This window comes from Bradyrhizobium agreste (assembly GCF_016031625.1).
In the GTDB taxonomy this organism is placed as follows: domain Bacteria; phylum Pseudomonadota; class Alphaproteobacteria; order Rhizobiales; family Xanthobacteraceae; genus Bradyrhizobium; species Bradyrhizobium agreste.
On sequence record NZ_JACCHP010000011.1, the window covers coordinates 152367 to 176214 of the forward strand.

Sequence of the window (23848 nt, forward strand, 5' to 3'; positions counted from 1 at the left end):
CGAAATTGCCACGGCGGACCGTCCCTGCAAACGGTTGTTTTTGGTTAACCGGTATCCGGAAGCCGCTCAATGCCTTGCGTCGAGACGCCGGCGAGCCCGTCACGCACACGAATGCCCGAGATCACGCGGTCCGGTGCGATTTCAGCCAGAGGCACCAGCACGAAGGCGCGTTCGAACAGGCGCGGATGCGGCAGCGTCAGGTCGGGCTTCTGCAAGGAGACGTCGTCATATGCGATCATGTCGAGATCGAGCGTGCGCGGGCCCCAGCGCCGCTCCTTGGTTCGCGTGCGGCCAAATTTCTGCTCGACTTTCTGCAACACGAACAATAGCGCGTGCGGATCGAGGCTGGTCTCGATCTCGATACAGGCATTGATGAAGGGATCCTGCTCCTCGTCGCCCCAGGGCCGGGTCGTATAGTCGGACGAGCGCGCGATCAGCGCCGCCTGTGCCATGCCGCAGATATGCGCGATCGCCTTCTTGAACGTCGCGCGGACGTCGCCGACATTGCCGCCCAGCGCGATCAGCACGCTCGCCATCAGGGGTGCCGCGAGCGCGTCAGAACGATGCCGACATCGTCGAAGATCGCGGCGATCGGCGCGTGCGGCTTGTGTACGGTGACCTTTACCGCGCGGATGCGGGGAAAGTGCGACAGGATGGCATCGGCCACCGCGCCGGCTGCGCGCTCCAGGAGCTTGTAATTGGTGTTCTTGAACGCCGCCGTCGTCGTCGCCACGACATCGGCGTAGGACACCGTGTCCGCGAGCCGGTCGCTGCGCGCAGGCTCCGACAGGTCGGTATAGAGTTCGAGATCGATGACGAAACGCTGGCCGACCTCGGTTTCGTGATCCATCACGCCGTGGCGGGCATGGATCGACAGGCCGGTGACGAAGATCGTATCGGTCATTGCTTGCTCTCGATGGCATGCGCCACCCGCAGGGCCTGCAGGGTTTCGGCGACGTCGTGGGTCCGGATGATCTTGGCGCCTTGCTGCGTGGCGATCAGATGCGCGGCGATCGAGCCGGCGAGCCGCTCCGATGGTTCCGAGGGCGACACCGAGGCGATGAAGCGTTTTCGCGAGGCACCGACCAGGATCGGCAGGCCGAACATGTCGAGCTCGCGCAAGCGCGCCAGCGCGGTCATGCTCTGCTCGGCGGTCTTGCCGAAGCCGATCCCGGGATCGAGCACGATCTTGTCGCGCGCGATGCCGGCTTTTGCGGCGAGATCAAGCGTGCGCAGGAAGAATGTCTTGATGTCCGCGACGATGTCGATGGCGGGATCGACGCTGTCGCGGTTGTGCATGACGATGACGGGCACGCCCCTGGCGGCGATCAGCGATGCCATCTCGGCGTCGCGTTGCAGGCCCCAGACGTCGTTGGCGATCGCCACGCCCTGGTCGAGCGCGAAGGCGACCACCTCCGCCTTCATGCTGTCGATCGAGACGGGCACACCGAGCGCCACGAGGTCCGACAGCACCGGCTTCAGCCGCGCGAGCTCTTCCGCCGCCGTGACCGGCCGGGCGCCCTTGTAAGGCCGGGTGGATTCGGCCCCGATATCGATGATGTCGACGCCGGCGGCGATCATCGCCCGCGCCCGCTCCAGCGCCCGCACCGGCGCGATGAACGCGCCGCCGTCGGAGAAGGAATCCGGGGTGATGTTGAGCACGCCCATCACCGCTGGAAGCGGCCGGCCCACGAGCGTCCGCAGTACGTCGATCCCGGCCGAGCCGGCCGGCGGGACGGAAGGGGAGGGCGAGGCGTTCATGCGGCCCGCTTTGCGCGGTCGCGAAGGGGGTGTCAAGACGGATTGGGGGCGATCGCGGCCATTCCGATGCACGCAGACGGCCAAGAGGAAGCGATGTTCTCGCCCACACTCCGTCATTGCGAGCGCAGCGAAGCAATCCAGACTGTCCCCGCGGAAAGATTCTGAATTGCTTCGCTGCGCTCGCAATGACGATTTGGGAGTAGCGGTGCCCTATCTGGCCAGCCGAATCCGATCAATACGTAATCTTCGGCGGCAGCTTCTTGGCCTTGGCGATGATGTCGCCGACCGACTTCTCGGAAGGCAGGACGCGGACCAGCTTCTTCTTCTCGTTGGCCTCGCGCATGCTCTGCGCCAACCTCGCCGGATTTCGATAGGCGAGCTCGCGCACGGTGGTGACGCCGGCCGCGCGGACGAGCCCGACCTTGGCCCTGCCCATGCCGGGGATGCGCATGTAGTCGGAGACGTTGGCCCATTCCAGCAATTGCTGCTCGCTGATGCCGGTCTTGGCCGAAAGCGCCTTGCGGCCCTTCACGGTGGAGGCCGCTTCGAGCAGCGCGTCGGTGGTGCGGATTCCTTGCGCCTTCAACTTGTTGGCGGCAAAGGCCGGCAGGCCCTCAATCTCGGAGATCGGATATGTCATGATACTCGATATGAAAAACGTCGCTCAGGCAAACTGGCTGAGGCCCGGCGTCCCCGCGATGATCTTGCCCATCTGATCCGCTCCGATTTTGTCCCGCCCGTAGCGGAAAAGTTCACGGGCGACGTTCTGAATCTCGGACATGCCAAGCCCCAGGCCCATCAGGCGCGTGCCGACCGCCATCAAGCCGCCGCCCATCAGCCGCGACAGGCCGCCACCGCTCCTCGACGCTTCGATCGCGGCTTCCGCTCCGGGGATCTGGTCGATCAGAGCCTGCACGCTGTCGGAAGGGCCCTCGCTGCGAAGGAACGCCAGGATAATGCCGACGGTCTTTTCAGCCACAGCACCATTTATGCTGGCGTTTGTCGCCAGCCGTCCGATCAGCTCATCCATAAGACCCGCCCCTCAGCCGGTTGCATGCCGGAATATTGCTTTCGAAAATGATCTTGAGCCGGTGCGATGTGAAATACAAGCGATGAACGCATGCGCCGCCGCGAACGTGCGAAAAGTGTTGCCGCCGTGCAAGAGCCCAGAACGAATCGGCGAAAAATTGCCGCTCTGCGAACGCCTCGTTGCTACTTTGGGCTGATCTCGTCCGTCCGTGTCCGACAATGTCGCAGCGCAGGAGCCGCTGAACCGTTTCAATCGGCGCGCGAGATGCGTTAAACTACGGAACTGGTGCATTCGGGTTTCAAGACGTGAACCGGCAGAGAGATCAGAGAGAATAATGACCGCACAGGACAGCAAGCTCGGCGATACCGACGACAAGATCTTCGTCGGCAAGGGAGACGAGCAGGCTTGGCTGACGCTTGCGCTGGCCAATCGCCACGGCCTCGTCACGGGTGCAACCGGAACCGGCAAGACGGTGTCGCTGCAAGTGATGGCGGAAGGATTTGCGCGCGCCGGTGTTCCGGTCTTCGCGGCCGATATCAAGGGCGACCTCTCCGGCATCAGCCAGATCGGCGAGCCCAAGGATTTCATCGTCAAGCGCGCCACCGAAATGGGGCTGACATTCCAGCCCGATCAGTTCTCGACGGTGTTCTGGGACGTGTTCGGCGAGCAGGGCCACCCCGTGCGCGCGACCGTCACGGAAATGGGGCCGCTGCTGCTCGCGCGCATGCTCGATCTCAATGACGTGCAGGAAGGCGTGCTCAACGTCGCTTTCCGCGTTGCCGACGACAACGGCCTGACCTTGATCGACATGAAGGACTTGCGGGCGCTGCTCGACGCCATCGTGCCCGACAGCGGAAGGAAGTCTGCGGACGCGCAGGAGGATCCGCTCGCCGTCATCCGCAAGGCCGCTCAGGGGTTCGGCAACGTCACCAAGGCGACGGTCGGCACCATCCAGCGCCAGCTCCTGGTGCTGGAGAACCAGGGCGGCACCAAATTCTTCGGCGAGCCGGCGCTGGCGCTGAAGGACTTCATGAAGACCGACCGCGACGGCCGCGGCATGGTCAACATCCTGGTCGCCGACAAGCTGCTCCAGAGTCCCAGACTGTACGCCACGTTCCTGCTCTGGATGTTGTCGGAGCTGTTCGAGCAGCTGCCCGAAGCCGGCGATCTGCCCAAGCCGAAGCTGGTGTTCTTCTTCGACGAGGCGCATCTGTTGTTCAATGACGCGCCCAAGGCGCTGTTGGACAAGATCGAGCAGGTGGTCCGCCTGATCCGCTCCAAGGGCGTCGGCGTCTACTTCGTGACGCAGAACCCGATCGACGTGCCCGACCGCGTGCTCGGACAATTGGGCAACCGGGTGCAGCACGCATTGCGTGCCTTCACCCCGCGCGACCAGAAGGCGGTCGCCGCTGCGGCGCAGACCTTCCGGCCTAACCCGAAGCTCGACACCGTGAAGGTGATCACGGAGCTCGGCAAGGGCGAGGCGATGGTGTCCTTCCTCGAGGGCAACGGCACACCTTCGATGGTGGAGCGCGTGATGATCCGGCCGCCGTCGGCCCGCATCGGAGCGATTACGCCGGAGGAGCGCAAGGCGATCATGGCGGCGAGCCCGGTGAAGGGCAAATACGACACCGCGGTCGATGCCGAGTCCGCCTACGAGATGATCCAGAAGCGCATCGCCGGCACGGCGGCGACGGTCGAGGTCCCGGCGGGCGGAGGCGGCGGCGTTCTTGGCCAGATCGGCTCGATCGTCGGCACCATCTTCGGCACCAACGTCAAGCGAGGTCGTCTGTCGACCGGCCAGGTCATTGCCCGCGACGTGACGCGATCGGTCACCAACCAGGTGATCGGCGGGATGGCCGCCAATATCGGCAAGTCGATCGGCGGCCAGCTCGGCGGCTCGATCGGCCGTACGCTGGTCCGCGGCGCGCTCGGCGGATTGCTGCGGCGCTAGGCAGTACGCCGCAGGGGAAGGAAACCCGTCGATTTCATCTATCCACCGCCGCGGGCAATCCTGCTCGTCTGGCACATCCGGCATCCGCCGACTGGCGCTAGCCCCGAGGCGGTACCGGCGCTAAAACCCGGGACCGCTCGAGACTCAACAACCAGGATAGTAACCATGGCCAACGCGCAGCTCCAATCCGTGCTCGACCACATCGACAAGGATTTCGATAACAGCCTGGAGCGCCTGTTCTCGTTGTTGCGGATCAAGTCGATCTCGGCCGATCCCGCCTTCGCTGATGATTGCAAGGCTGCCGCCGAGCATCTCGCCAAGGACATCGCCAGCCTCGGTGTTGCCACCGAGGTGAGGCCGACCGCGGGTCATCCCGCCGTCGTCGGCAAGACCGGCGCGGGCGGGCGGCCGCACGTGCTGTTCTACGGCCATTACGATGTGCAGCCGGTCGACCCGCTCGAGCTCTGGCACCGTCCGCCGTTCGAGCCCGTCGTCACCGATCATGCCGACGGCCGCAAGATCATCGTCGCGCGCGGCGCCGAGGACGACAAAGGGCAGGTGATGACGTTCGTCGAGGCCTGCCGCGCCTGGAAGAAGGTGATGGGCTCGCTGCCGGTCGACGTCACCTTCCTGATCGAGGGCGAGGAGGAGGTCGGCTCGAAGAACTTCGTGCCCTTCATCGAGGCCAACAAGGACGAGTTCAAGGCCGATTACGTGCTGGTGTGCGACACGGGCATGTGGGACCGCAACACGCCGGCGATCACGACCTCGCTGCGCGGCCTGCTCTATGAAGAGCTCAAGATCACCGCCGCCAATCGCGATCTGCATTCCGGCGTGTTCGGCGGCACCGCGATGAACCCGATCCGCCTGCTCACGAAAATCCTGGGCGGCCTGTTCGACGACGACAACCGCATCACCATCCCCGGCTTCTATGACGGCGTGAAGGACACGCCGCCCGACATCCTGGAGCAGTGGAAGAAGCTCGATTTCACGCCCGAGACCTTTCTCAAGCCGGTCGGGCTGTCGCTTCCGGCCGGCGAGAAGGGCAGGCTGCTGGTCGAGCAGGCCTCGACGCGTCCGACCTGCGACGTCAACGGCATCTGGGGCGGCTATATCGGCGAGGGCTCCAAGACCGTGATCCCCTCGCATGCCTCGGCCAAGGTCTCGTTCCGCCTGGTCCAGGGCCAGGACCCGCAAAAGATCCGCAAGGCCTTCCGCGATTACGTGACGGCGCGCATTCCCGGCGACTGCAAGGTCGAGTTCGGCGACCATTCCGCCGCGCCCGCGGTCGCGCTCGATTGGACCATGAAGCCGCTCGCCGCAGCCAGCAAGGCGCTCGCGGAGGAATGGGGCAAAGAGACCGTGCTAATGGGTTCCGGCGCCTCGATCCCGATCGTCGCCGACTTCAAGCGCACGCTCGGCCTCGACTCGCTGCTGGTGGGGTTTGGCCTCGACGACGACAACATCCACTCGCCGAACGAGAAATACGACCTGCAGAGCTTCCAGAAGGGCATCCGCTCCTGGGCCCGCATCCTCGCCGCACTGGCGGAGGTGAAGTGACCGCGTCGCCGTCATTCCGGGGCGCCTCGAAGAGGCGAACCCGGAATCCGGAGACTGTGGCGCGAGGTTCTCAGGTGCGCAATTGCGCACCAGAGTTCGCGCTTCGCGCGCCCCGGAATGACGGGCGCGATGACCAATTAAAAACGCCGCCCGGAATTGGGCGGCGTTTCATTCCAAAAGGCGTAGAGGTTCGTTGGGAGCTACTCTACACCAGATCCCAGATATCTCAAGACCTGTAGCCGGGATTGACGCGGTCGAGCTTGCGCAGCAAGGGCGGCCACACGAGCGTCGTGGCGCGCAGCTCGGCGCGGTCGCGGTTGGACAAGAGCTCGGTGTTCTTCTCGATCGCGATCTCCTCGACCGGATAGACCGGCGTGCCCAGTGCGCGCGTGCGCACCTGCATCGAGCAGGCGCGCTCGAGGTGGTACATGCGCTCGAACGCGGAGGCGACCGAGCGGCCGACCGTCAGCGTGCCGTGATTGCGCAGCAGCATGTGGTTGTGGTCGCCGAGATCCTTCTGCAGCCGGGGCCGCTCCTCGTGGTCGAGCGCGATGCCTTCATAGTCGTGGTAGGCGAGGTCGTGGGTGACGAGCTGGGCGGTCTGGTTCAGGGGCAAGAGGCCTTCCGCGCTGCTCGACACCGCGGTGCCGTCGAGGGTGTGGAGATGCAGCACGCAGATCGCATCCTCGCGCACCTCGTGGATCGCCGAATGGATGGTGAAGCCGGCGGGGTTGATGCTGTACTCGCTCTCTGAGAGCTGGTTGCCGTGCAGGTCGACCTTGACGAGGCTGGAGGCCGTGATTTCCTCGAACATCAGCCCGTAGGGATTGATGAGGAAGTGATGGTCGGGGCCGGGCACGCGCGCGGAGATGTGGGTGTCGACCAGATCGTCCCAGCCGTACAGCGCGACCAGGCGATAGCATGCGGCGAGATTGACCCGTTGCTGCCATTCCGCCTCCGTCATGTTGGAGGGGATGTCCCTCAGGCGGGCTTCTGCTGGCGACATGGCTGATCTCTCCGAACCTCGTTGTTGCGGAACGGGAGCGTAGTCGCGGCTGAGGCTTGCGGCAAGGCGCGAGGAGCGTGGCTGTCAAGCGTAGCCCGCATGGAGCGAACCGGAATGCGGGGCCTCACGAGCGATCCCGGATTTTGCTTGCGCTCCATCCTGGCCACGGTCGAGAGAAAACCATTACGGCGCCGGGATCGACAGCAGGCTGGAAATGCTGCGGCCCCGGATATCGTAGACGCGGGCGAACACCACGTCGTCGCGCTTGATCTCGACCATCACGGGGGCGGTGAGCCCCTTGCAGTAGAATTCGCCGAGCGTCATGGCGAAATCGGCCGCGTTGGAATCCCAGCCGATGGTGAAGTCGGGCCCGAGCGCGACCTGCGCCGGGCGCTGCGGACCGCACACCGCGACCTTCCATTTGCGATTGGTCGGCGGCACTTCCTGGCGCTCGACGAGCTGCTCGCGCAATCCGTCGGAGGCCTGCTTCAAGGCGAGGCCCCAATAGTCCAGCATGAAGCGGTCGTCGGCGCCGCGCACCGTGCCCGCGATGTGATTGAAATGCGTGTACTGATAGGGGTGCAGCCGGATCATCTCGGCGAGCGACAGCGCAAGGCCGAAGCAGAAGGTGGCGAGCACGACAGGCTGCCAGGTGCGGTGGTTGGCGCGCAGGCGCTCCATGGTCCAGGCGAAGGCGACGCCGCCCAGCACCGCCATCGGCGGGATCACGAAGACGAAATGGCGGATGCCGTTGTAGAGCGCCGGGCGCTTCACCATCGCGATCGCGAGCGGCAGGGTGGCAGCCAGCGTCAGCATCAGGAGGATGGTCTTGCGGCGCGCCGGAACCTCGCGCCGCGGCAGCATGGCGAAGGTGCTGACGATCGCACCGCCCATCAGAACCAGCATCACCTCGGGCAGCTGCAGTGCGAACAGCGTCGGCAGATACGACCAGGGCATGTCGGGCACCGACACGATCGCACCGTCGAACATCTCCTTCCACGGTTTCTCGAAGAAATGCGAGAAGTAGGTCAGCGCCTCGAAGGGATTGCTGGGCTCCATGATCGACCACGGCCAGATCAGGCCCATCACGAGATAGCCGAGCACGAGGCCGGGCAGCAGCACATAGACGACGTGGGCGAAGCGGCGAACGGCTTCGCGCAGACCTTCGGTGCGCAATTCCTCCAGGAACAGCGGCACGAAGCCGAGCATGGCGTAGACGAGCGCGAGTCCACCGAGAACACGGCAGCCGAGCGAAAGGCCGGCCCCCAATCCGACGATCAGGATCGTGCGCGGCGAGGGCTGCGGATATTCCTCGGCGAGCCGGACGAGGCCGAGCATCAGGACGATCATGGCGACCGCGAAGGGTGCATCCTTCGGGTTCATGAACATGTGGCCGTAAAAGATCGGGCAGAGCGCAAGCAGGAGGAGGGCAGCAAGACCGGCAAGGGGACCACCGATGCGGCGGCCGAGCCGCCACGTCACGGCAAGCCCGATCACGCCGACGATGGCGCCGACCAGACGGCGGGTCTCGAACAGCTCGAGCGGAATGACCTTGTGCAGCAGGGCCGCGACCATGTCGAAGCCGCCGCCATACATGTAGAGATTGGCGAAGGAGAGCGCTGCGGTGTCCTTGAAGCCGGAGCCGAACATGCGCAGCAGCAGGTCGGCATATTCGGCATGGGTGTAGTCGTCCCAGCCGAGCCCGTAGTCGCGGAAGGTCAAGCCCGCAATGATGGCGACCGCGGCCAGCACCAGCATGGCGAGATCGTCGCAAGTCCGTTCGATCGAGCGCCGCTGAGGCGTGTCGATCGCCGAAGTCGTGATGGATGTCATGGCTATCGGTGCCCCGGAATCCCCTCTTGGCCCTGCTGGTGCGCGCGGGCCGCAACCCCGGATTCCCTATAGCGCAGTTCCATTACCAAGTAATTGGGCATTATGGCTAAATTCCTGATGCGACGCAGCAATTCCGGTTGGCACTGACTTGCGAGCAGCTTTAGCAGTAGCGAGGCCCGGCTGAAGGGAATGTGAATAAGTCCCTGATTTCCTTCCCTTTAGGAACAACCGCCCAGAATTCGCCGTTGGCGTGGAACAGCGTATGACGGTATCGTAGCGTAGCGGTTCTCGCGCGTGGCTGCGCGGCCGGGGGTGAGTTCGATGAATTTGGCATTGCTGATCGTGGGGATTTGCGCCGTGCTGGCGGGTCTCCTCGCGATCATTTTCGGCATGACGATCAGGGAATTCAGCCTCGGTGGGACTCTCATAGTCTCCGGTACCATTGGCGTCTGCTCCGGAATGTTACTGGTCGGCCTGCATCTGGTGCTGCTCGAGCTCAAGGGCATCGCGCGCCGGCTGGCCGGGGCGGTCGCACCATCCGAGGTTCGGGTCAGGCCCGTGCTGCCGGGCCTCGCCGTGCCCGGCGCGGTCGCACCCGAGCCGGTGGCCGCTGCGGCGGTGAGAGCCGAGCCGCCGCCACCGCCACCAAGTCCGGCACCATGGCAGAGCGAAGCTGTAGCGCGCGAGCGTCCGCGTGCCGAGGCACCGCAGCAGGAGCCGGAAGCCCCGACACCGCCTCCCGGTCCGGAACCGCCGCGCCGGCGCAACCTGCTGTTCGCCTCGACCTCCCGCAAGGAGCGCGAGCGCGCGGAGGCGAAATCCACTGAAACTGCCCCGCCGCCGGCCGAGCTGGGTGAGGCCCCGAACCTTCCACCTGCGAGCTTTGACGTCGCTTGGCCGAAGCCGGACCGTACGCGCACGCCGGAGCCGCTGGCCGCCCCGCGCCGTCCGCCGCCGCCTCCGCCGCCGCGCTCGCCCGCGACCTTCGCGGAGACCACTGCTGCGCCGCCACCCGAGCCGCCGCCATCTGTCGAGCCCGCGCCCGTGACAGTGCTCAAGTCCGGCGTCGTCGATGGCATGGCCTATTCGCTCTATTCCGATGGTTCCATCGAGGCGCAGATGCCGGAAGGCATGATGCGCTTTGCCTCGATCGACGAGCTCCGCGCCCATCTCGACCAGCGCGGTTGAAGCGGCCGCGCTGAAGTAAAGCAGCGCCTTTCACCAGTAATCAGCGCATCGCAAACAGTCGTCGTGTTTCAGCCGAATGTATTCTTGACAGGGAATACTAATGTATTCTTGACAGGGAATACTTCGGTGTCGTCAATCCGTAGCCACACGCGGGAGAAGGGAGCGGCGCATGTCGGATGCGGGGGCGAAGAATTTCATCGAGCTGACCGCGAGCATCGTGTCGGCCTATCTCAGCAACAATCCGACGCCGGCGGCCGAGATTCCGAACCTGATCAGTCAGGTGCATGGCGCCTTGGTGCGGGTCTCGTCAGGCCGCACCGAGACCGCACCGCTGGAGCCGGCCAAGCCCGCCGTCTCGCTCAAGAAGTCGATCGCGCCCGATTATCTCGTGTGCCTCGAAGACGGCAAGCGCTTCAAGTCGCTGAAGCGCCATCTGCGCACGCAGTACAATATGACGCCGGAGCAATACCGCGAGAAGTGGGGCTTGCCGCCCGACTATCCCATGGTCGCTCCGAACTATGCAGTGGCGCGCTCGCAGCTGGCCAAGCAGATGGGCCTGGGTCAGCAGCAGCGGAAGCGGAAGTAAGATTGCTATGAAGCTTCCGCGAGCGCTTCTCTCGCATCGGTCTTGATGCGCTCGACCATCGAGCGCAGGCCGTTGGAGCGCTGCGGCGTCAGATGGTCGCGAAAGCCGAACTCGTTGAACACGGCGATCGCGTCGGTGTCGACGATCTCCCGCGGCGTGCGCCCCGAATACAGCGCGAGCACGATCGCGACCAGCCCGCGCACAATATGGGCGTCGCTGTCGCCGCGATATTTCAGGACCGGCTCGCCATGGCTGCGATCGACCATCTTCTGCAGCCAGACCTGGCTGACGCAGCCCTGCACCTTGTTCTCGGCCGAGTGCTCCGCCTCGGGCATCGGTTCCAGGGTGCGGCCGAGCTCGATGACGTACCGGTAGCGGTCGTCCCACTCGTCCAGAAGCTCGAAATTGTCCCTGATTTCGTCGATCGTCGTCATATCGGCCCACGGTTTCCGTTCAGGCCAATATAGGGACGCGAAGCCCTGAAATCGATAGGGGTTGGGCGCTAATTCGCCGGCCCTGGTCCGCGCCATTCGAGCGCAAGGTCGTCCTGGGTCAGGGTATCGCGCGGCGCCTCGCTCGCTGCGAGATCGGCTTCGCCGGCCAGCGCGATCGAGCCGGTATGGTCGGGCGCCTTCTTGTTGTTGTCGGTCTTGCTGCCGTCGTTCTTATCGTTTGTGATCTGCTCTTTCTTGTCGTTGATGATCTGATAGAGCTTCTTGGCGCCATCCTGGGCGCGCTGGCCGATGATGGTCGCGGCCTGGCCGCCGACCTCGCAGGCGGCCGGCTGGCGCTTGCAGAACTGGGTCACGTCGGAAACGGCCGCGGTCGCGGCCTGCACCGCGTCGGCGGCGCCGATCTGCGGCAGCTTCTCCGATTCGGGAGTCTTGTCCCGCGGCAGGAGCACCAGCACCAGCCCGAGCCAGAATGTGATGCGAAGCAGAAAGCGCATCTTGTCGACCTGTCCGTTAGGCTCCGCCCGCGGCGATCTCCCGCGGATGTCGGACCTAGCAATCCTCGATAAATCGCAAGTGATTGCCTTGAGCTTAATTCGCGGAAAATTCGCGCAAGATTCTTCCGGAGCGAGGTTCCGGTAAATTTTCGATTGACACTCGCCCCCGTGTTTCTGCCGGCCGCCCCGCATCCACCAATTCGAAACCATGTGGAGCAAGGTGAAACCCTGCGTTCACCATTCGCAGCGAAGACGTCGCCAAATCGTCTAAAAAGCTCCGCGATAACGCGGTGTCCGGCCGCGCGCTGTCCCGCCTTAGCACTCGTTTAAGGTCGCTCTGACACGGTGGCTCAACGACAAGGAGGCGTTCCGGCGCGTCTTCTCTAGACGATTGAGCCGAAGCGCGAGACCCGTGACAGTTTTGAGTATCATCCGCGATTGTCTCGATGCACTGCTGCATCCCTCCGCGCGCTACGATGCGCTGATGCGCGCGCGCCATCGCGCCTTCATGGCACCGCGGCTGCTCGGCAGCCTCGCCGCCTTCGCCGCATTCCCGGTCTACCTCGCCATGCGCGGCGCGCCGAGCGCGATCGAGGTCGCAGCCTTCGCCTGGCTGATCGCGCCGATCATGTTGTCCTGGTTCCTGTCACGCACCGGCCGCTACGAGGGCGCGCATGTGCTGTCGTCGCTGGCGCTCGCCGGGCTGATCATGGCCATCGCCATCACGACGGGCGGCATCGAATCCTTCGCCGCGGTCTGGCTGGTCGTGGTTCCGCTCGAAGCTGCGCTGTCGGCTTCGCGCCGCGTCGCGGCGTTCGCCTCGCTGCTCGCGCTGTCCTGCGCCGGAATGCTGATCCTGTTCAGCCAGCTCGGCTGGCTGCCGGTGGTTGAGCCGAGCGCGGCCGAGCGCGGCGTGCTGATGGCCTTCGGCATCGCGTCTGCCACTCTTTATGCCGCCGGCCTCGCCTTCGGCGCGGAATCGCTCGCGCGCACCAGCGTCGCGCTTCTGTCGCGCGAGGAGGAGCGTTACCGCCTCTTGGCACGCAACATGAGCGATGTCATCTCGCGGCATCAGCGCAACGGTGCGGTGCAGTTCATCTCGCCGGCGGTGGAGGCCATGCTCGGCATGCAGGTGGCGCAACTGCTCGGCCACGGCCTGTTCGACCGCGTCCATGTCGCCGATCGGCCGGCCTATCTCACGGCATTGTCCGACGCGGCGCGCGGCGAGGTGCGCAGCGTCGAGTTCAGGCTGCGGCGCGAGCCCGCCGCCGAGCGCGGTCAGGTCGATTTCATCTGGGTCGAGATGCGCTGCCGCCCGCTCGACGAGGACAGGGCGCGTGAGGTCACGTGCGAAGCCGAAGTCGTTGCGGTGATGCGCGACGTCACCGACCGCAAGCTGTTCGAGCAGGCGCTGGACCAGGCGCGCAACGCCGCCGAAGCGGCCGATGCCGCCAAGACGCGCTTCCTCGCCACCATGAGCCACGAGCTGCGCACGCCGCTCAACGCCATCATCGGCTTCTCCGAGATGATCGCGCAGGAGCAGACCCTGATGCTGGGTGCTGCGCAGCGCAAGGAATACGCTCAGCTGATCAACGATTCCGGCCAGCACCTGCTGTCGGTCGTCAACGGCATCCTGGACATGTCGAAGATGGAATCGGGCAATTTCGAGATCGCGTCCGAGCCGTTCGCGCCGCGCGCCTCGCTGCTCCATTGCTGCAATCTGCTGGCGCTGAAGGCGCGGGAGAACGGCATCGACCTGATCACCGATGCGCCGCAGGACCTGCCCGTCATGACCGGCGATCCCAGGGCCTTCAAGCAGATCGTGCTCAACCTCGTCGCCAACGCCATCAAGTTCACCGAGCGCGGCGGTCAGGTCAGCGTATCGGCCGCGGTGTCCGGCTCGCAGCTGACGCTGCGCGTCAGCGACACCGGCGTCGGCATCGCGCCTGACGATCTCAAGCGCATCGGCGCGCCGTTCTTCCAGACCGGCACGACCTATCAGCGCCGTCACGAGGGCACCGGCCTTGGACTTTCGATCGTGAAGAGCCTCGTGGCGTTGCATCTCGGCGAATTGACGGTACAAAGCAGGTTAGGCGAGGGCACGGCGGTCACCGTCAAGCTGCCGCTCGTCTACACGCCGCCGCAACTCCAGCCGGCCGAGCGCAAGATTGCGACGCTGACGCCGGCGCTGCGCCAGGATATTCAAGACCAAGCTCACGACCAGTCCCAGGACCAACCCGCTCTGGTGAAGAAAAGTGCCTAAGAAGTCTGCCAAGGACGAAGCCGCTCCGCGCCGCCGTGGCGCCAAGGACAGCACCAAAGCGGCGGTCATCGATGTCGAGACCGAGCGCAACCTCGTGATGCGCGTGCTGCTGCACAGCCCCAAGGATACGCTGGCCGGTCTCGTCGCCGTCGCTGCGATCGCCGCGATCGTTGCCAATGCGCTGTTCCTCCAGACCGGCCGGCATCCCGCGCCGATGTTCGGCACGGTGATCAATCTTCCCGTGCCGTCGTCCGTGACGCTGCCGAACCCTTTGCCGCGTCCGCGTCCAGTCGGCGCGGACACATCCCCGCTCGAGCCGCGCGCGACCGAGTTCCGCGTCGAGCCCAAACCTGCCGAGTCCAAGCCCGCAGAGCCCAAGCCCGCCGAGCGTGGCGCCGAGAAGGCGCCCGAAAAGCCGGTCGAGGCGACCGCATCGACGCGATCCAACGATCCGATGACCAATCTGGTCAAGGCGACGACCTCGACGCCGCCCGCGGCCGTGCGTCCGCCGACGCCGATCCCGGCGCAAAGCCCGGCCGCACGCCGCATCGCCGGCGTGCAGCGCGCGCTGTCCGAATATGGCTACGGCAATCTGAAGGTCACGGGCAGCATGAGCGGCGAGACCCAGGCCGCGATCCAGAAGTTCGAGCGCGAGCACAAGATGCAGGTCACCGGTCAGGTGTCCGACCGCCTGCTGCGCGAGCTCGCCGCTGCGATCGGCCACCCGGTCGAATAGAATAAGCGCCAAGCCAGGGGTAGGGCCACATTCTCAAGCGGTACGCTTGGTGCCTCCGCACGGCGGGATGTCGCCACGATTTGACTTCCGATTATTTTGTAGTTACAAAATAATCCTGTGAAGATCGTTTGGGACGAGCCAAAGCGCCGAGCCAATCTCGACAAGCACGGGATGGATTTCGCAGATCTCAACGAGACCTTCTTCGACAATGCTTTGGTTTTGGCCACGTACGGCAACCGCTGGCGCGCGATCGGCATCAATATTCGTGGCGTCATCTCGGTGATCTTCGCGACCCTCGGAGCTGAGGGCGTCAGCATCGTCAGCATGCGCCCTGCCAGCAGGAAAGAAAGGAGGCTCTATGAAGAAAACCGGCGCTAAGAAGGGCTACACCGCACGGGACATGCAAGCTGTGAGCGACAATCCGGAATGGACCAAGGGTGACTTTGCGAGGGCCAAGACTTTCGATGAGGTTTTCCCAGGCATGCGGAAGGGCCGCGGTCCCAATAGAGCCCCGACGAAACAACAGGTGACCTTGCGCCTGAGTCCGGCCGTGCTCGATCATTTCAAGGCGGAAGGTCCGGGTTGGCAGAGCAGGATCGACGAAGAGCTGGTCAAGGTGGTGAAGCGCAAGCGCACCTCCGCCGCAGGTTAGCTCATGCGTTTGAAATCCAACATTTGGGTCGCAGCCTACCTACGCCGCTGCCAGGCCGAGGGCGTGTTCGGCGCCGTGCGGCGTCGCGGTGCCGAGGAGGCGGGCGCGGTGTTCGTCAAGGTGTCGCTGCTCGACGGCAATGCGATGCTGTACGCGCCGGCGCCGCAGACCGTCTATGACGACGGTCGCCCCATCGATCGCTTCTTCGTGCCGGTCGCGCCGCAGCCTCTACCGGAGCACACGATCGAGGAGCGGCTGACCAAGGAAATCCGTTTCGATCCGGACGCCTGGATCGTCGAGACCGAGGACCGCGCCGGGCGGCATTTTCTGGAATTGGCGAAGGCGTAACGCCAAGCGTCCGCGGAAGACTCAGGATTGCTTGCGCAAGTGCTCCTCGCCATGACGGGCTTGGGCACGTTTGGCCCCAACGCTCGGCACCGGCGCTAGCGCGAGCCGATCATTGATCCGACGATCCGCCGGTGCCGGTGCGCACCGTTGGACTGGACCCCGGCTGCACGCCCGGCCGCGGCTGGCTCGCGCTGGCACGCGCGCGCTGGCGTTCGCCGTCATGCAGCGCCGATTGATACTTCGCGCGGGTGACCGCGAGCGTCGAGCCGCGCCAGGCCGCCAGCATCACCAGCGCCGATCGCTCGGCGAGGCGGTCGTAGAGCCGCGACAGACGGTACACGGCGTTCACGGACGTTCCGATCTCCGGCTTGAAGAACAAGAGGATGCGCTGGAACACCGGGCTCGGCATGTCGAGCGCGCGCGCGGCGACCGCAAGCGCCTCGCCGCCGGCATCGTCGACGATCTGGGCTGCGACGCGCGAGGGCAGGATCAGGCTGTCGCCGAGTTCGAAGGTGAAGTTTTCGATATCGCCCGCGATCGCCGCCATCTCCAGGATCTGGATCGCGCGCTTGGCGCGCAAGGTCGGAATACGGGGGGCGGCCTTCAGTGGGGTCTGCGCCAGATTGTGCAGGATCAGCGCGCGCTCGGAGGCGCCGGCGCGGAAGAACATGTCGTGGATCTCGGCCGCCTCTTTCGGCTGCATCGCCATGTTGGCGGCCATGCGCTGCTCGGCCTCTGTCGGGATGCGCACCGGCGAGGGCGCGCGCGGCGCAGCGGGGATCTCCCGGGCCAACGGTACCCGGCGGCCTTCCTGGCTCGCGACCAGGCCGAGCTTCTGCAGGATCGGGACGGGCGTCTGCGGATAGACCGCGAGCCGCGCCTTGACGGCCGCGCGCGTCGCATCGTCGACCTGGTCGATCAGCCGCGTGGCGAGCTCGACGAATTGCCGCTGCTCGTCGTCGCTGTGGGTGCTGGTCTGGACATAGAGGTCGGTCAGCACGCGCAGCAGCGTCGGACGGACATCGACACCTTCGCGACGGGACAGGGTCATCAGCCCGTCGAATCCGGGAAACAGCAACTTGGTCATGGAGGCGTACGCAACTCGGAAAAGAGACTTGGGGGCGAACCTAGCGCAGCTTCGTTTAAAGCCTCGTTAAGGAAAACGAGGCGTGAAGCCGGCCCTGCAATTTGAAGCGTTGTCGTGCCGCAACGGGACGGCGCGGCGCGGTCCGTGCGGCTACGGTCGAAGGGGCGCGTTTACACCCCGTTAACCATGAGCTGATCTTAATGAATGCATGTTGCTGGGGCGCGTTCGGTCGCGCGGCAATCGAAGAGAGCTGACATGGGGACCATCATCGAATTTCCGGCCGGTCGCCGAGTGGGTTCGTCGGGGGATGTCGCTCCGCGCACGGACATGGGAACGGTCCTGATCCTTCCCGTGATTCGAATCGAGCGCGAGGCGGACGAAACCAGCGGCGATCGTGGGCCGGAGCAGGGCACAGCGCCGGGGCGCCGTCGTCGCCGTCGCTGACATCCGGCTTCATGCCATGCCGGACTTCATCCGCCAGATCCGGCCTGTCCTGTCGGCCGCCCTGTTCACGCTGCTAGGCGCGTTGCTCGCGGCCTGCAGCGGCGGTGACTTCGGCCGCACCCGCGAGAGCATGCGCAGCGACGACATGCATCGCTGGCTGGGTGCGGAGGTCACCTCCAGCGTCGGCCTGAAGCCCTCGCAATTCCAGCTCACCGACGAAGAGCGCCAGCTTCGCGACCTCGCCTATCCCATGATCGAGCCGCCGCTGTCGCGCCCCGCATGGAAGAGCGTGTTCGGCGACTACAAGGCGCTGCCCTCGCCGTGGCGGCAGAAGGTCGTGTTCGACCGCACCATGTACGGGCGTACGCTGATCGATGAGCCGCACCGCTCGCATTCCTCGCGATATGCACAGCTGATCGAGGACGTGCGCAACGACATCACCCGCTTCGAGCCGTTCTTCGCATCCGCGATCCGCGTCATCGATCTCGACAGGAAGCGCGATGCCAGCATGGCGCGCGTCTCCGCGCTCTCGCCGCGGGAGAGGGACGACGCGGTCGCGCGCATGCAGGAGAACTCGCTGATCATCCAGTGGGTGCAGCAATGCCTGGAGCAGCGCATCTCGTCCTACCGCTGGGCACTCGAACGCCTGGTGATCCAGGCCCCCGACGGCATGGCCGCCGATGCCGACCGCCTGATCGGCGAGCTCGCCGCCCAGACCGCCAATCCGCCGGTCGCAAGCCAGCCGCCTTACGGCCGCGCGGTCGTCTCGAAGGGCTGAGCGGTCCGCGGTCCGTCGCGCGATCACCGTTCATGCGGATCGCTGCGCACTTGCAGGCCTATCGTGCTTCCACCACTTCGCCGTCTTCCTTGACGAATCGGCCGACCGGATTGTCCAGGAGATCGATCACGGCTTCCGACGGCCGGCACAAGCGCGTGCCCTTTGGCGTCACCACGATCGGACGGTTGATAAGGATAGGGTGGGCGATCATGACATCGATGAGCTCGTCATCGCTCCATTTGGGATCGTCCAGGCCGAGCTCCTTGTAAGGCGTTCCCTTCTCGCGCAACAGCGCGCGAACCGGAATGCCCATGGCCGCGATCAGCTCCTTGAGCTTGTCCCGCGAGGGCGGCGTCTTGAGATATTCGACGACGACGGGCTCGGTGCCGCTCTGCCGGATCATCGCCAGCGTGTTGCGCGAGGTGCCGCAGGCGGGGTTGTGATAGATCGTGACGGTCATCGAACTGTCTCCGTGATTGCGATCGAGGCGGACGCGCGTGATCGTCCGAGCAGCCAGTGCATCAGCAGCATGCCGGCGAACGCTCCGCACAGCTCGGCAATGATGAAGCCGGGCAGGTCGGCCGGGCGAATCCCCGAGAACGTATTGCTCAGGGACCTCGCAATGGCCACGGCTGGATTGGCGAACGAGGTGGAGGCCGTGAACCAATAGGCCGCGGTGATGTAGAGGCCGACCAGCCAGGAGATCGCCGTCCGCTGAAACCGGATGCCGGCCAGGATCGTCGCGACCAGGCCGAAGGCGGCAACCGCTTCGGCAAACCATTGCGGCCCTCCGGTCCGGACCTTCGTCGAGAGCTCGAGCAGCGGCAGGCCGAACATCAGATGCGCCGCCACCGTTCCCGCGATGCCGCCGGCGATTTGCGCGACAATATAGAACGCAGCTTCGGATCCCGGCAGCTCGCGTTTGCCGGTGAAGACGAGCGTCACTGCGGGATTGAAGTGCGCGCCGGAGATCGGACCGAGCACGGTGATCAGGACAACCAGGATGGCGCCGGTCGGCAAGGTGTTGCAGAGCAGCGCAAGCGCGACGTCCCTGGTCAGCGTTTCCGCCATGATGCCGGAGCCGACCACGGTGGCGACGAGAATGCCTGCGCCGAGCGCTTCGGCGGCGAGGCGCCGCGAGAGACCGAAATTGTCCATCAGCGGGCAGGCCTCCTGGGCTTTGGCGAGCAGCACGATTGCAAAGTCTCGACAACGGGCTCGCAAACTTCGGGCCGTCCACCGCAGCAATCGCGCAGCAGGAAGACCGCGACGTCGCGAAATTCGCCGAGATTTGCGCGGTAGACGATCGAGCGGCTCTGCCGCTCGGAAGACACGAGGCGCACGCGGCTCAGAATCGACAGATGCGCCGACAGCGTGTTTTGCGGGACTTCCAAGAGGCGCGCGAGGTCGCCGGCCGCAAGACCTTCAGGTTCGTGCCTGACCAGCGTCCGGAACGCCTCCAGACGGGTCGGTTGAGACAGCGCGGCGAGCGCCAGGACGGCTTGCTCTGTTTCCATGTATCCAGATTTATGGAAATTATGGGCGCCGTGTCAACCTCCCGGCCAACGCGCGAGCTAGAATTTCGAATATTCTAGAAATAACGTTTGACAATCGATGTGTACGGGGCACATCGTGGCGCGCATGAAGATCGACGACGCAGCGGCACGCCTGGAAGCCCTCGGAAATCGGACCCGCCTGCAGATTTACCGGGCCCTGGTCCGGGCCGGGCACGCGGGCATGCCGGTCGGCCGCCTGCAGGACAAGCTGAAGATTCCGGCCTCGACGCTGTCACACCACATCAAGACCCTGGTCTCAGTCGGATTGGTCAGTCAGAGCAGGGAATCGACGACCCTGATCTGCCGCGCCAATTTCGATGCGATGCGCGGGCTGGTCGACTTCCTGGCCGCGGAGTGCTGTGCAGACGAAGTGGGATGCAAGGGTGCCCAGACGGCAGCCTGATTCATTTGGCTAATTATTCGATAATTCTAGAAGGATGGAGAATTCGAATGGACAAGACCGTAGCCATCATCGGGGCAGGGCCGGTCGGCCTCGCAGCCGCCGCCCATGCGCTCGAACGCGGCATGTCCCCTGTCGTGCTCGAAGCCGGACCCGAGGCCGGGCACGCGGTGCGGCAATGGCAGCACGTCCAGCTCTTCTCGCCCTGGGAATACAATATCGACAAGGCCGCGGCGCGCCTGCTTGCGCCGACGGGATGGAATTCGCCGGACCCAGGCTCCTATCCGACCGGCGGCGAACTGATCGATCGCTATCTCGCGCCGCTGGCAACGCGAACGCCATTGCGCGAGACGATCCGGACCTCGAGCCGCGTCACGGCAATCAGCCGCGCCGGCTTCGACAAGGCCAAGACGAAGGGGCGGGGCCAAGCACCGTTCGAAATCCGCTACCAGAACGGCAAAGGCGACGAGGTGCTGCGCGCCGATGCCGTCATCGACATCTCCGGCACGTGGTTCTCGCCCAATCCCGCCGGCAGCAACGGTCTGCCGGCGTTCGGCGAACGCGAATGCGCCGGTCGTATCGCCTATGGCATGCCGGCCGTGCGCGGCTCCGCTCGCGACAGATATGCGGGCAAGACCGTTGCCGTGCTCGGTGCGGGCCATTCCGCCCTGGGCACGCTGATTGATCTCGTAGAGCTCGCCGAGGAGGCGCCCGGCACCAGGCCCGTTTGGCTGTTGCGCGGCGACGATCCGGCAAAGGCCTTCGGCGGCGGCCGCAACGACAAGCTTGCCGCACGCGGCGAGCTGGGCGCAACCTTCGCCGCGCTCGTGACTGCCGGAAAGATCGCGGTCGAGACTGGCTTCGGTGTCACTCATATTTCGGAGCGCGAAGGCCGCCTCGGGATTTCGGCAGGCGCCGGCTCTGCTGCGCGGAGTGTAGTTGCCGATGAGCTGGTGGTGTCGACCGGCTTCCGGCCCGATCTCTCGTTCCTGTCCGAGCTGCGGCTGCGGCTCGATCCGGCGATCGAGGCGCCCCTCGCGCTCGCGCCGCTCATCGACCCCAACGAGCATAGCTGCGGAACGGTGCGGCCGCACGGCGCGCGCGAGCTCGCGCATGATGAGCCGGGCTTCTATCTGGCCGGCATGAAATCCTACGGCCGGGCGCCGACCTTCCTGATGATGACCGGCTACGAGCAGGTCCGCTCGATCGTCGCCGACATCGCCGGCGACAAGAAGGCCGCGGCACGGGTCGAGCTCGTGCTGCCGGAGACCGGCGTCTGCACGCGCGGCAGCGTGGCGTCTGCCGGCGCAGCGGAATGCTGCGGCGGTCCGGCCAAGGCCGAACCCTCGGCCTGCTGTGCCGCCGATGAATCCGCCAGGAAAGCGGGCGGTGCGGGGTGCGGTTGCTCATGAGCCGAGGCGGCGAGACGATGGGAGGAGAACATTCGTAGCTTGCGCGGCTGGCCGCTGATTGCGGTGATGTGTATCGGCCAGCTCGGCAATCTGCTGCCGCACGTGACCTTGTCCGCGAATCTGGCCCAGCATCTGATGCCGGCGTGGGGGTTGTCGGCCGCCGAGGGCGGGATGATGGCGAGCGGCTACGCGTTTGGTTACATGCTCGCGGTGCCCGTGCTCACGACGCTGACTGATCGCATCGACGCACGGCTCGTGCTTCTGGGCGGCTCTGTCGTCAGCGGACTCGCGACCGTCGCGTTTGGCATCTTCGCGCAGGGCTTCTGGTCGGGGACGATCATCTGGTCGATTGCCGGACTTGGGTTTGCCGGTGCCTACATGCCGGGACTGAAGGCACTGACGGACCGGTTGCCCGCCGGCGACACCTCGCGGGCGGTCACGCTCTACACGTCGAGCTTCTCGGTGGGCGTCGGACTGTCGTTCCTGATTGCGCAAGTCCTTGCCGACGGGTGGGGATGGCGGACCGCGTTTTACGTGACCGGCATCGGTCCCGTCGCGATGGTGGTCGCTTGTCTTTTGATCGAGCGGCGCAGCGCCGCTCCAAGGGCAGGACGCCTTTTGAACTTTGCGCCCGTTTTCGCCAACCGCGAGGCACTCGGTTACATCTTCGGCTACGGCGCGCACTGCTTCGAGCTCTATGGCATTCGCACCTGGCTGGTCGGCTTCTGGACCTACGTCGTGGCGCATCAGGGCGTGCCCTCGTGGCTGAGCCCGGTCGTGATGAGCTTCTGTTTTGCAGTGATCTCCATGCCGGCCAGCATCCTCGGCAACGAGGCCGCACTGAAGTTCGGGCGACATCGGGCCATCACGGTGGTGATGATCGCCTCGGCCTGTGTTGCGCTCGTCATCGGCCTGAATGCGGCGGCTCCGGCATGGGTGCTGGCGCTGCTGCTGATGATCTATGGCCTCACGGTGCCGGCGGATTCCGGTGCGTTGACGGCCGGCATGTCGGCTGCAGCCGTCTTCGAGCATCGCGGAGCGACTCTGGCCCTGCATTCGACCGTCGGATTCGGCCTGTCGGCGATCGGAGCCTGGGGAACCGGGGTTGCCCTCGATGCCGCTGGCGGTCCTCAGAGTGCGGAGGGCTGGTTGCTGGTCTTCATCGTGCTCGCGGCCGGAATCGCACTCGGCCCGCTCGCGTTGCTATGGTCGCGAACGGCTCGGTCCGACGAACTGGTATCTAGGTCGCAATAGGCGAGGCAGGATGCGGGCGTCCGGCCTGACAGCATCAGAGCCTTGCTCACGAATGCTTGACCCGGATCAAGGAATGCTTTCGGCCGCAGACTATGTTACTCAGGCCGCGTTGCGGTTCCAAAAGGTATCCAAAAGGTAAATGCACGTCTGATGCGGATCGTTCGGACCATCCTGGCATTCGCCATCGCCATATCCCTGGCGATGCTGCCGGCTGGCGCGTCCGCTTCCAGCCTCACGATGTCGCCGGGTGACATGCAGGCGGCCATGCAGGTCGGCGGCGACGGCGATATGGCGATGGACGATTGTTGTCCCGACATGAAGGGAACGGGCTCCGACAGCGGCTACAAGTGCGGGATGGGCTTCTGCTGTGTGGGCGGCACCGTCGCACTGGCGGACTTTCGTCCCCTGGCTTTCGAGTTCATTGCCGTCGCGGCAGCGGAAACGGCTATTCCCGCCGATCAGGTCGTCGCCTCCCGTGGCGGCAGTCCTCCCTTCCGGCCTCCTCGAATCTGATCTCCCCAAAGATGCGCGCGGGCACGCCCCGCGCGATGATGACTGATGTGCGCGTTGCATGCGTCACGGTCGAGATCAATTCATGAGGACAGTACAGATGCTTTCCAAGTTCAGCACTGCGGCTGTTGCCGCCACCCTTTCGCTTGCCACTTCAGTCGCCCTGGCGGGCGCCGGCGATTACGCTTTCGAGCCGGTCAATCCCGAGATGAAGAAGGGCGACGACGTCACGCTCGCCGTTCGCCTGACCAACAAGCAGACCGGCAAGCCGGTGCCGGACGCCGTCATCTTCAAGACGCGCGTCGACATGGCGCCCGACGGCATGGCCGAGATGGAATCGGCGGTCGCGGCGCTGCCGTCCAGGGAGCCGGGCGTCTACGCCTTCAAGACGGACCTGCCGATGGCCGGCCGCTACCAGGTCACGCTCTCGGCGAAGGTGCAGGGCGAGCCTGAGACGGTCACCGGCAAGGTCATCGTCAAGGCGACCAAGTGAGCTTTCGGGCGCCGCCGGATGGCGCCCGAACTTCTCTTTCCCATTCAC

The 23848-nt window shown here is 65.2% G+C and carries 29 protein-coding genes; 16 read left to right on the forward strand and 13 right to left on the reverse strand.

All coding sequences use genetic code 11. From position 1 onward, the window contains the following. Positions 1-44: 44 nt before the first annotated feature. The 5 genes from folK to HZZ13_RS17690 all read right to left on the reverse strand — a co-directional run bounded on the left by folK (position 45) and on the right by HZZ13_RS17690 (position 2791). On the reverse strand, positions 45-536 hold the full coding sequence (folK, locus tag HZZ13_RS17670) for a 2-amino-4-hydroxy-6-hydroxymethyldihydropteridine diphosphokinase (RefSeq protein WP_197960826.1): 492 nt from the start codon (positions 534-536) through the stop codon (positions 45-47). Beyond that, a complete protein-coding gene (folB, locus tag HZZ13_RS17675; RefSeq protein WP_036005989.1) occupies positions 536-904 on the reverse strand; it encodes a dihydroneopterin aldolase in 369 nt (122 codons plus the stop codon). The genes folK and folB overlap by 1 nt, the downstream gene beginning before the upstream one ends. Continuing rightward, positions 901-1761, reverse strand: coding sequence for a dihydropteroate synthase (gene folP, locus HZZ13_RS17680; RefSeq protein ID WP_197960827.1), 861 nt, complete (start codon positions 1759-1761; stop codon positions 901-903). Before folP ends, folB begins: the two co-directional genes overlap by 4 nt. A 232-nt stretch (positions 1762-1993) precedes the next feature. Next, positions 1994-2401: a DUF4332 domain-containing protein gene (locus HZZ13_RS17685; RefSeq protein WP_036005985.1), complete on the reverse strand. Its 408-nt coding sequence runs from the start codon at positions 2399-2401 to the stop codon at positions 1994-1996. A gap of 24 nt (positions 2402-2425) precedes the next feature. Further along, positions 2426-2791: a DUF2267 domain-containing protein gene (locus tag HZZ13_RS17690; protein ID WP_197960828.1), complete on the reverse strand. Its 366-nt coding sequence runs from the start codon at positions 2789-2791 to the stop codon at positions 2426-2428. Between the two features lie 334 nt (positions 2792-3125). Between HZZ13_RS17690 and HZZ13_RS17695 the strand changes: the two genes are divergently transcribed. Together HZZ13_RS17695 and HZZ13_RS17700 are read left to right on the forward strand one after the other, a co-directional pair. Continuing rightward, complete coding sequence (locus tag HZZ13_RS17695) at positions 3126-4745, forward strand: helicase HerA-like domain-containing protein (RefSeq protein WP_197960829.1); 1620 nt, start codon at positions 3126-3128, stop codon at positions 4743-4745. Positions 4746-4910: 165 nt separating this feature from the next. Next, positions 4911-6305, forward strand: coding sequence for a M20/M25/M40 family metallo-hydrolase (locus HZZ13_RS17700; RefSeq protein WP_197960830.1), 1395 nt, complete (start codon positions 4911-4913; stop codon positions 6303-6305). 226 nt (positions 6306-6531) lie between these two features. Here the strand turns inward: HZZ13_RS17700 and HZZ13_RS17705 are convergent, their stop codons facing one another. Both HZZ13_RS17705 and HZZ13_RS17710 read right to left on the reverse strand, forming a co-directional pair. Then, complete coding sequence (locus HZZ13_RS17705; protein WP_197960831.1) at positions 6532-7311, reverse strand: class II aldolase/adducin family protein; 780 nt, start codon at positions 7309-7311, stop codon at positions 6532-6534. A 183-nt stretch (positions 7312-7494) separates the two neighbouring features. Continuing rightward, entirely contained in the window at positions 7495-9144 is a 1650-nt protein-coding gene (locus tag HZZ13_RS17710; protein ID WP_197960832.1) for a glycosyltransferase family 39 protein, read from the reverse strand. 321 nt (positions 9145-9465) lie between these two features. Between HZZ13_RS17710 and HZZ13_RS17715 the strand changes: the two genes are divergently transcribed. Beyond that, entirely contained in the window at positions 9466-10332 is an 867-nt protein-coding gene (locus HZZ13_RS17715; RefSeq protein WP_197960833.1) for a DUF308 domain-containing protein, read from the forward strand. Between the two features lie 169 nt (positions 10333-10501). Next, a complete protein-coding gene (locus HZZ13_RS17720) occupies positions 10502-10918 on the forward strand; it encodes a Ros/MucR family transcriptional regulator (protein ID WP_197960834.1) in 417 nt (138 codons plus the stop codon). A gap of 5 nt (positions 10919-10923) precedes the next feature. On the opposite strand, the gene HZZ13_RS17725 is transcribed toward HZZ13_RS17720, so the two are convergent. Both HZZ13_RS17725 and HZZ13_RS17730 read right to left on the reverse strand, forming a co-directional pair. Further along, on the reverse strand, positions 10924-11352 hold the full coding sequence (locus tag HZZ13_RS17725) for a SufE family protein (protein WP_197960835.1): 429 nt from the start codon (positions 11350-11352) through the stop codon (positions 10924-10926). A gap of 68 nt (positions 11353-11420) precedes the next feature. Next, positions 11421-11867, reverse strand: a complete 447-nt coding sequence (locus HZZ13_RS17730) for a DUF5330 domain-containing protein (RefSeq protein ID WP_197960836.1) — start codon at positions 11865-11867, stop codon at positions 11421-11423. Positions 11868-12279: 412 nt separating this feature from the next. On the opposite strand from HZZ13_RS17730, the gene HZZ13_RS17735 reads away from it, so the two are divergent. From HZZ13_RS17735 to HZZ13_RS17755, 5 genes are all read left to right on the forward strand, one after another. Next, positions 12280-14130 carry a sensor histidine kinase gene (locus HZZ13_RS17735; protein WP_197960837.1) on the forward strand — a complete coding sequence of 617 codons (1851 nt, stop codon included), beginning with the start codon at positions 12280-12282 and terminating at the stop codon, positions 14128-14130. Continuing rightward, entirely contained in the window at positions 14123-14866 is a 744-nt protein-coding gene (locus HZZ13_RS17740) for a peptidoglycan-binding domain-containing protein (RefSeq protein ID WP_197960838.1), read from the forward strand. Before HZZ13_RS17735 ends, HZZ13_RS17740 begins: the two co-directional genes overlap by 8 nt. A gap of 117 nt (positions 14867-14983) precedes the next feature. Further along, positions 14984-15244: a BrnT family toxin gene (locus HZZ13_RS17745; protein ID WP_197960839.1), complete on the forward strand. Its 261-nt coding sequence runs from the start codon at positions 14984-14986 to the stop codon at positions 15242-15244. Then, complete coding sequence (locus HZZ13_RS17750; RefSeq protein WP_197960840.1) at positions 15225-15518, forward strand: BrnA antitoxin family protein; 294 nt, start codon at positions 15225-15227, stop codon at positions 15516-15518. The genes HZZ13_RS17745 and HZZ13_RS17750 overlap by 20 nt, the downstream gene beginning before the upstream one ends. Positions 15519-15521: 3 nt before the next feature. Beyond that, a complete protein-coding gene (locus tag HZZ13_RS17755; protein ID WP_197960841.1) occupies positions 15522-15866 on the forward strand; it encodes a DUF1491 family protein in 345 nt (114 codons plus the stop codon). A gap of 109 nt (positions 15867-15975) precedes the next feature. Here the strand turns inward: HZZ13_RS17755 and HZZ13_RS17760 are convergent, their stop codons facing one another. Continuing rightward, positions 15976-16953 (reverse strand): DUF2336 domain-containing protein, encoded by a 978-nt coding sequence (locus tag HZZ13_RS17760; protein WP_197960842.1) that lies wholly within the window; start codon positions 16951-16953, stop codon positions 15976-15978. Positions 16954-17208: 255 nt separating this feature from the next. Here HZZ13_RS17760 and HZZ13_RS17765 point away from each other — a divergent pair, with 255 nt between their 5' ends. Both HZZ13_RS17765 and HZZ13_RS17770 read left to right on the forward strand, forming a co-directional pair. After that, positions 17209-17397, forward strand: coding sequence for a hypothetical protein (locus HZZ13_RS17765; RefSeq protein WP_197960843.1), 189 nt, complete (start codon positions 17209-17211; stop codon positions 17395-17397). A 16-nt stretch (positions 17398-17413) separates the two neighbouring features. Continuing rightward, positions 17414-18175 (forward strand): hypothetical protein, encoded by a 762-nt coding sequence (locus HZZ13_RS17770; RefSeq protein ID WP_197960844.1) that lies wholly within the window; start codon positions 17414-17416, stop codon positions 18173-18175. A 58-nt stretch (positions 18176-18233) separates the two neighbouring features. On the opposite strand, the gene arsC is transcribed toward HZZ13_RS17770, so the two are convergent. Genes arsC through HZZ13_RS17785 form a run of 3 tightly spaced genes read right to left on the reverse strand, consistent with a single transcriptional unit; the run spans position 18234 to position 19692 of the window. Beyond that, positions 18234-18635, reverse strand: a complete 402-nt coding sequence (arsC, locus tag HZZ13_RS17775) for an arsenate reductase (glutaredoxin) (protein WP_197960845.1) — start codon at positions 18633-18635, stop codon at positions 18234-18236. After that, a complete protein-coding gene (locus HZZ13_RS17780; protein ID WP_197961099.1) occupies positions 18632-19333 on the reverse strand; it encodes an aquaporin in 702 nt (233 codons plus the stop codon). Before HZZ13_RS17780 ends, arsC begins: the two co-directional genes overlap by 4 nt. Then, positions 19333-19692, reverse strand: a complete 360-nt coding sequence (locus HZZ13_RS17785) for an ArsR/SmtB family transcription factor (RefSeq protein WP_197960846.1) — start codon at positions 19690-19692, stop codon at positions 19333-19335. Before HZZ13_RS17785 ends, HZZ13_RS17780 begins: the two co-directional genes overlap by 1 nt. A 124-nt stretch (positions 19693-19816) precedes the next feature. Here HZZ13_RS17785 and HZZ13_RS17790 point away from each other — a divergent pair, with 124 nt between their 5' ends. From HZZ13_RS17790 to HZZ13_RS17810, 5 genes are all read left to right on the forward strand, one after another. Next, on the forward strand, positions 19817-20134 hold the full coding sequence (locus tag HZZ13_RS17790; RefSeq protein WP_197960847.1) for an ArsR/SmtB family transcription factor: 318 nt from the start codon (positions 19817-19819) through the stop codon (positions 20132-20134). Between the two features lie 47 nt (positions 20135-20181). Beyond that, positions 20182-21543, forward strand: a complete 1362-nt coding sequence (locus HZZ13_RS17795; protein ID WP_210349375.1) for an NAD(P)-binding domain-containing protein — start codon at positions 20182-20184, stop codon at positions 21541-21543. Positions 21544-21609: 66 nt separating this feature from the next. After that, complete coding sequence (locus HZZ13_RS17800; protein ID WP_197961101.1) at positions 21610-22797, forward strand: MFS transporter; 1188 nt, start codon at positions 21610-21612, stop codon at positions 22795-22797. Positions 22798-22947: 150 nt separating this feature from the next. Next, positions 22948-23310, forward strand: a complete 363-nt coding sequence (locus tag HZZ13_RS17805) for a hypothetical protein (protein ID WP_197960848.1) — start codon at positions 22948-22950, stop codon at positions 23308-23310. A 97-nt stretch (positions 23311-23407) separates the two neighbouring features. Further along, positions 23408-23800 (forward strand): FixH family protein, encoded by a 393-nt coding sequence (locus tag HZZ13_RS17810; RefSeq protein WP_197960849.1) that lies wholly within the window; start codon positions 23408-23410, stop codon positions 23798-23800. The last annotated feature ends 48 nt before the right edge of the window (positions 23801-23848 follow it).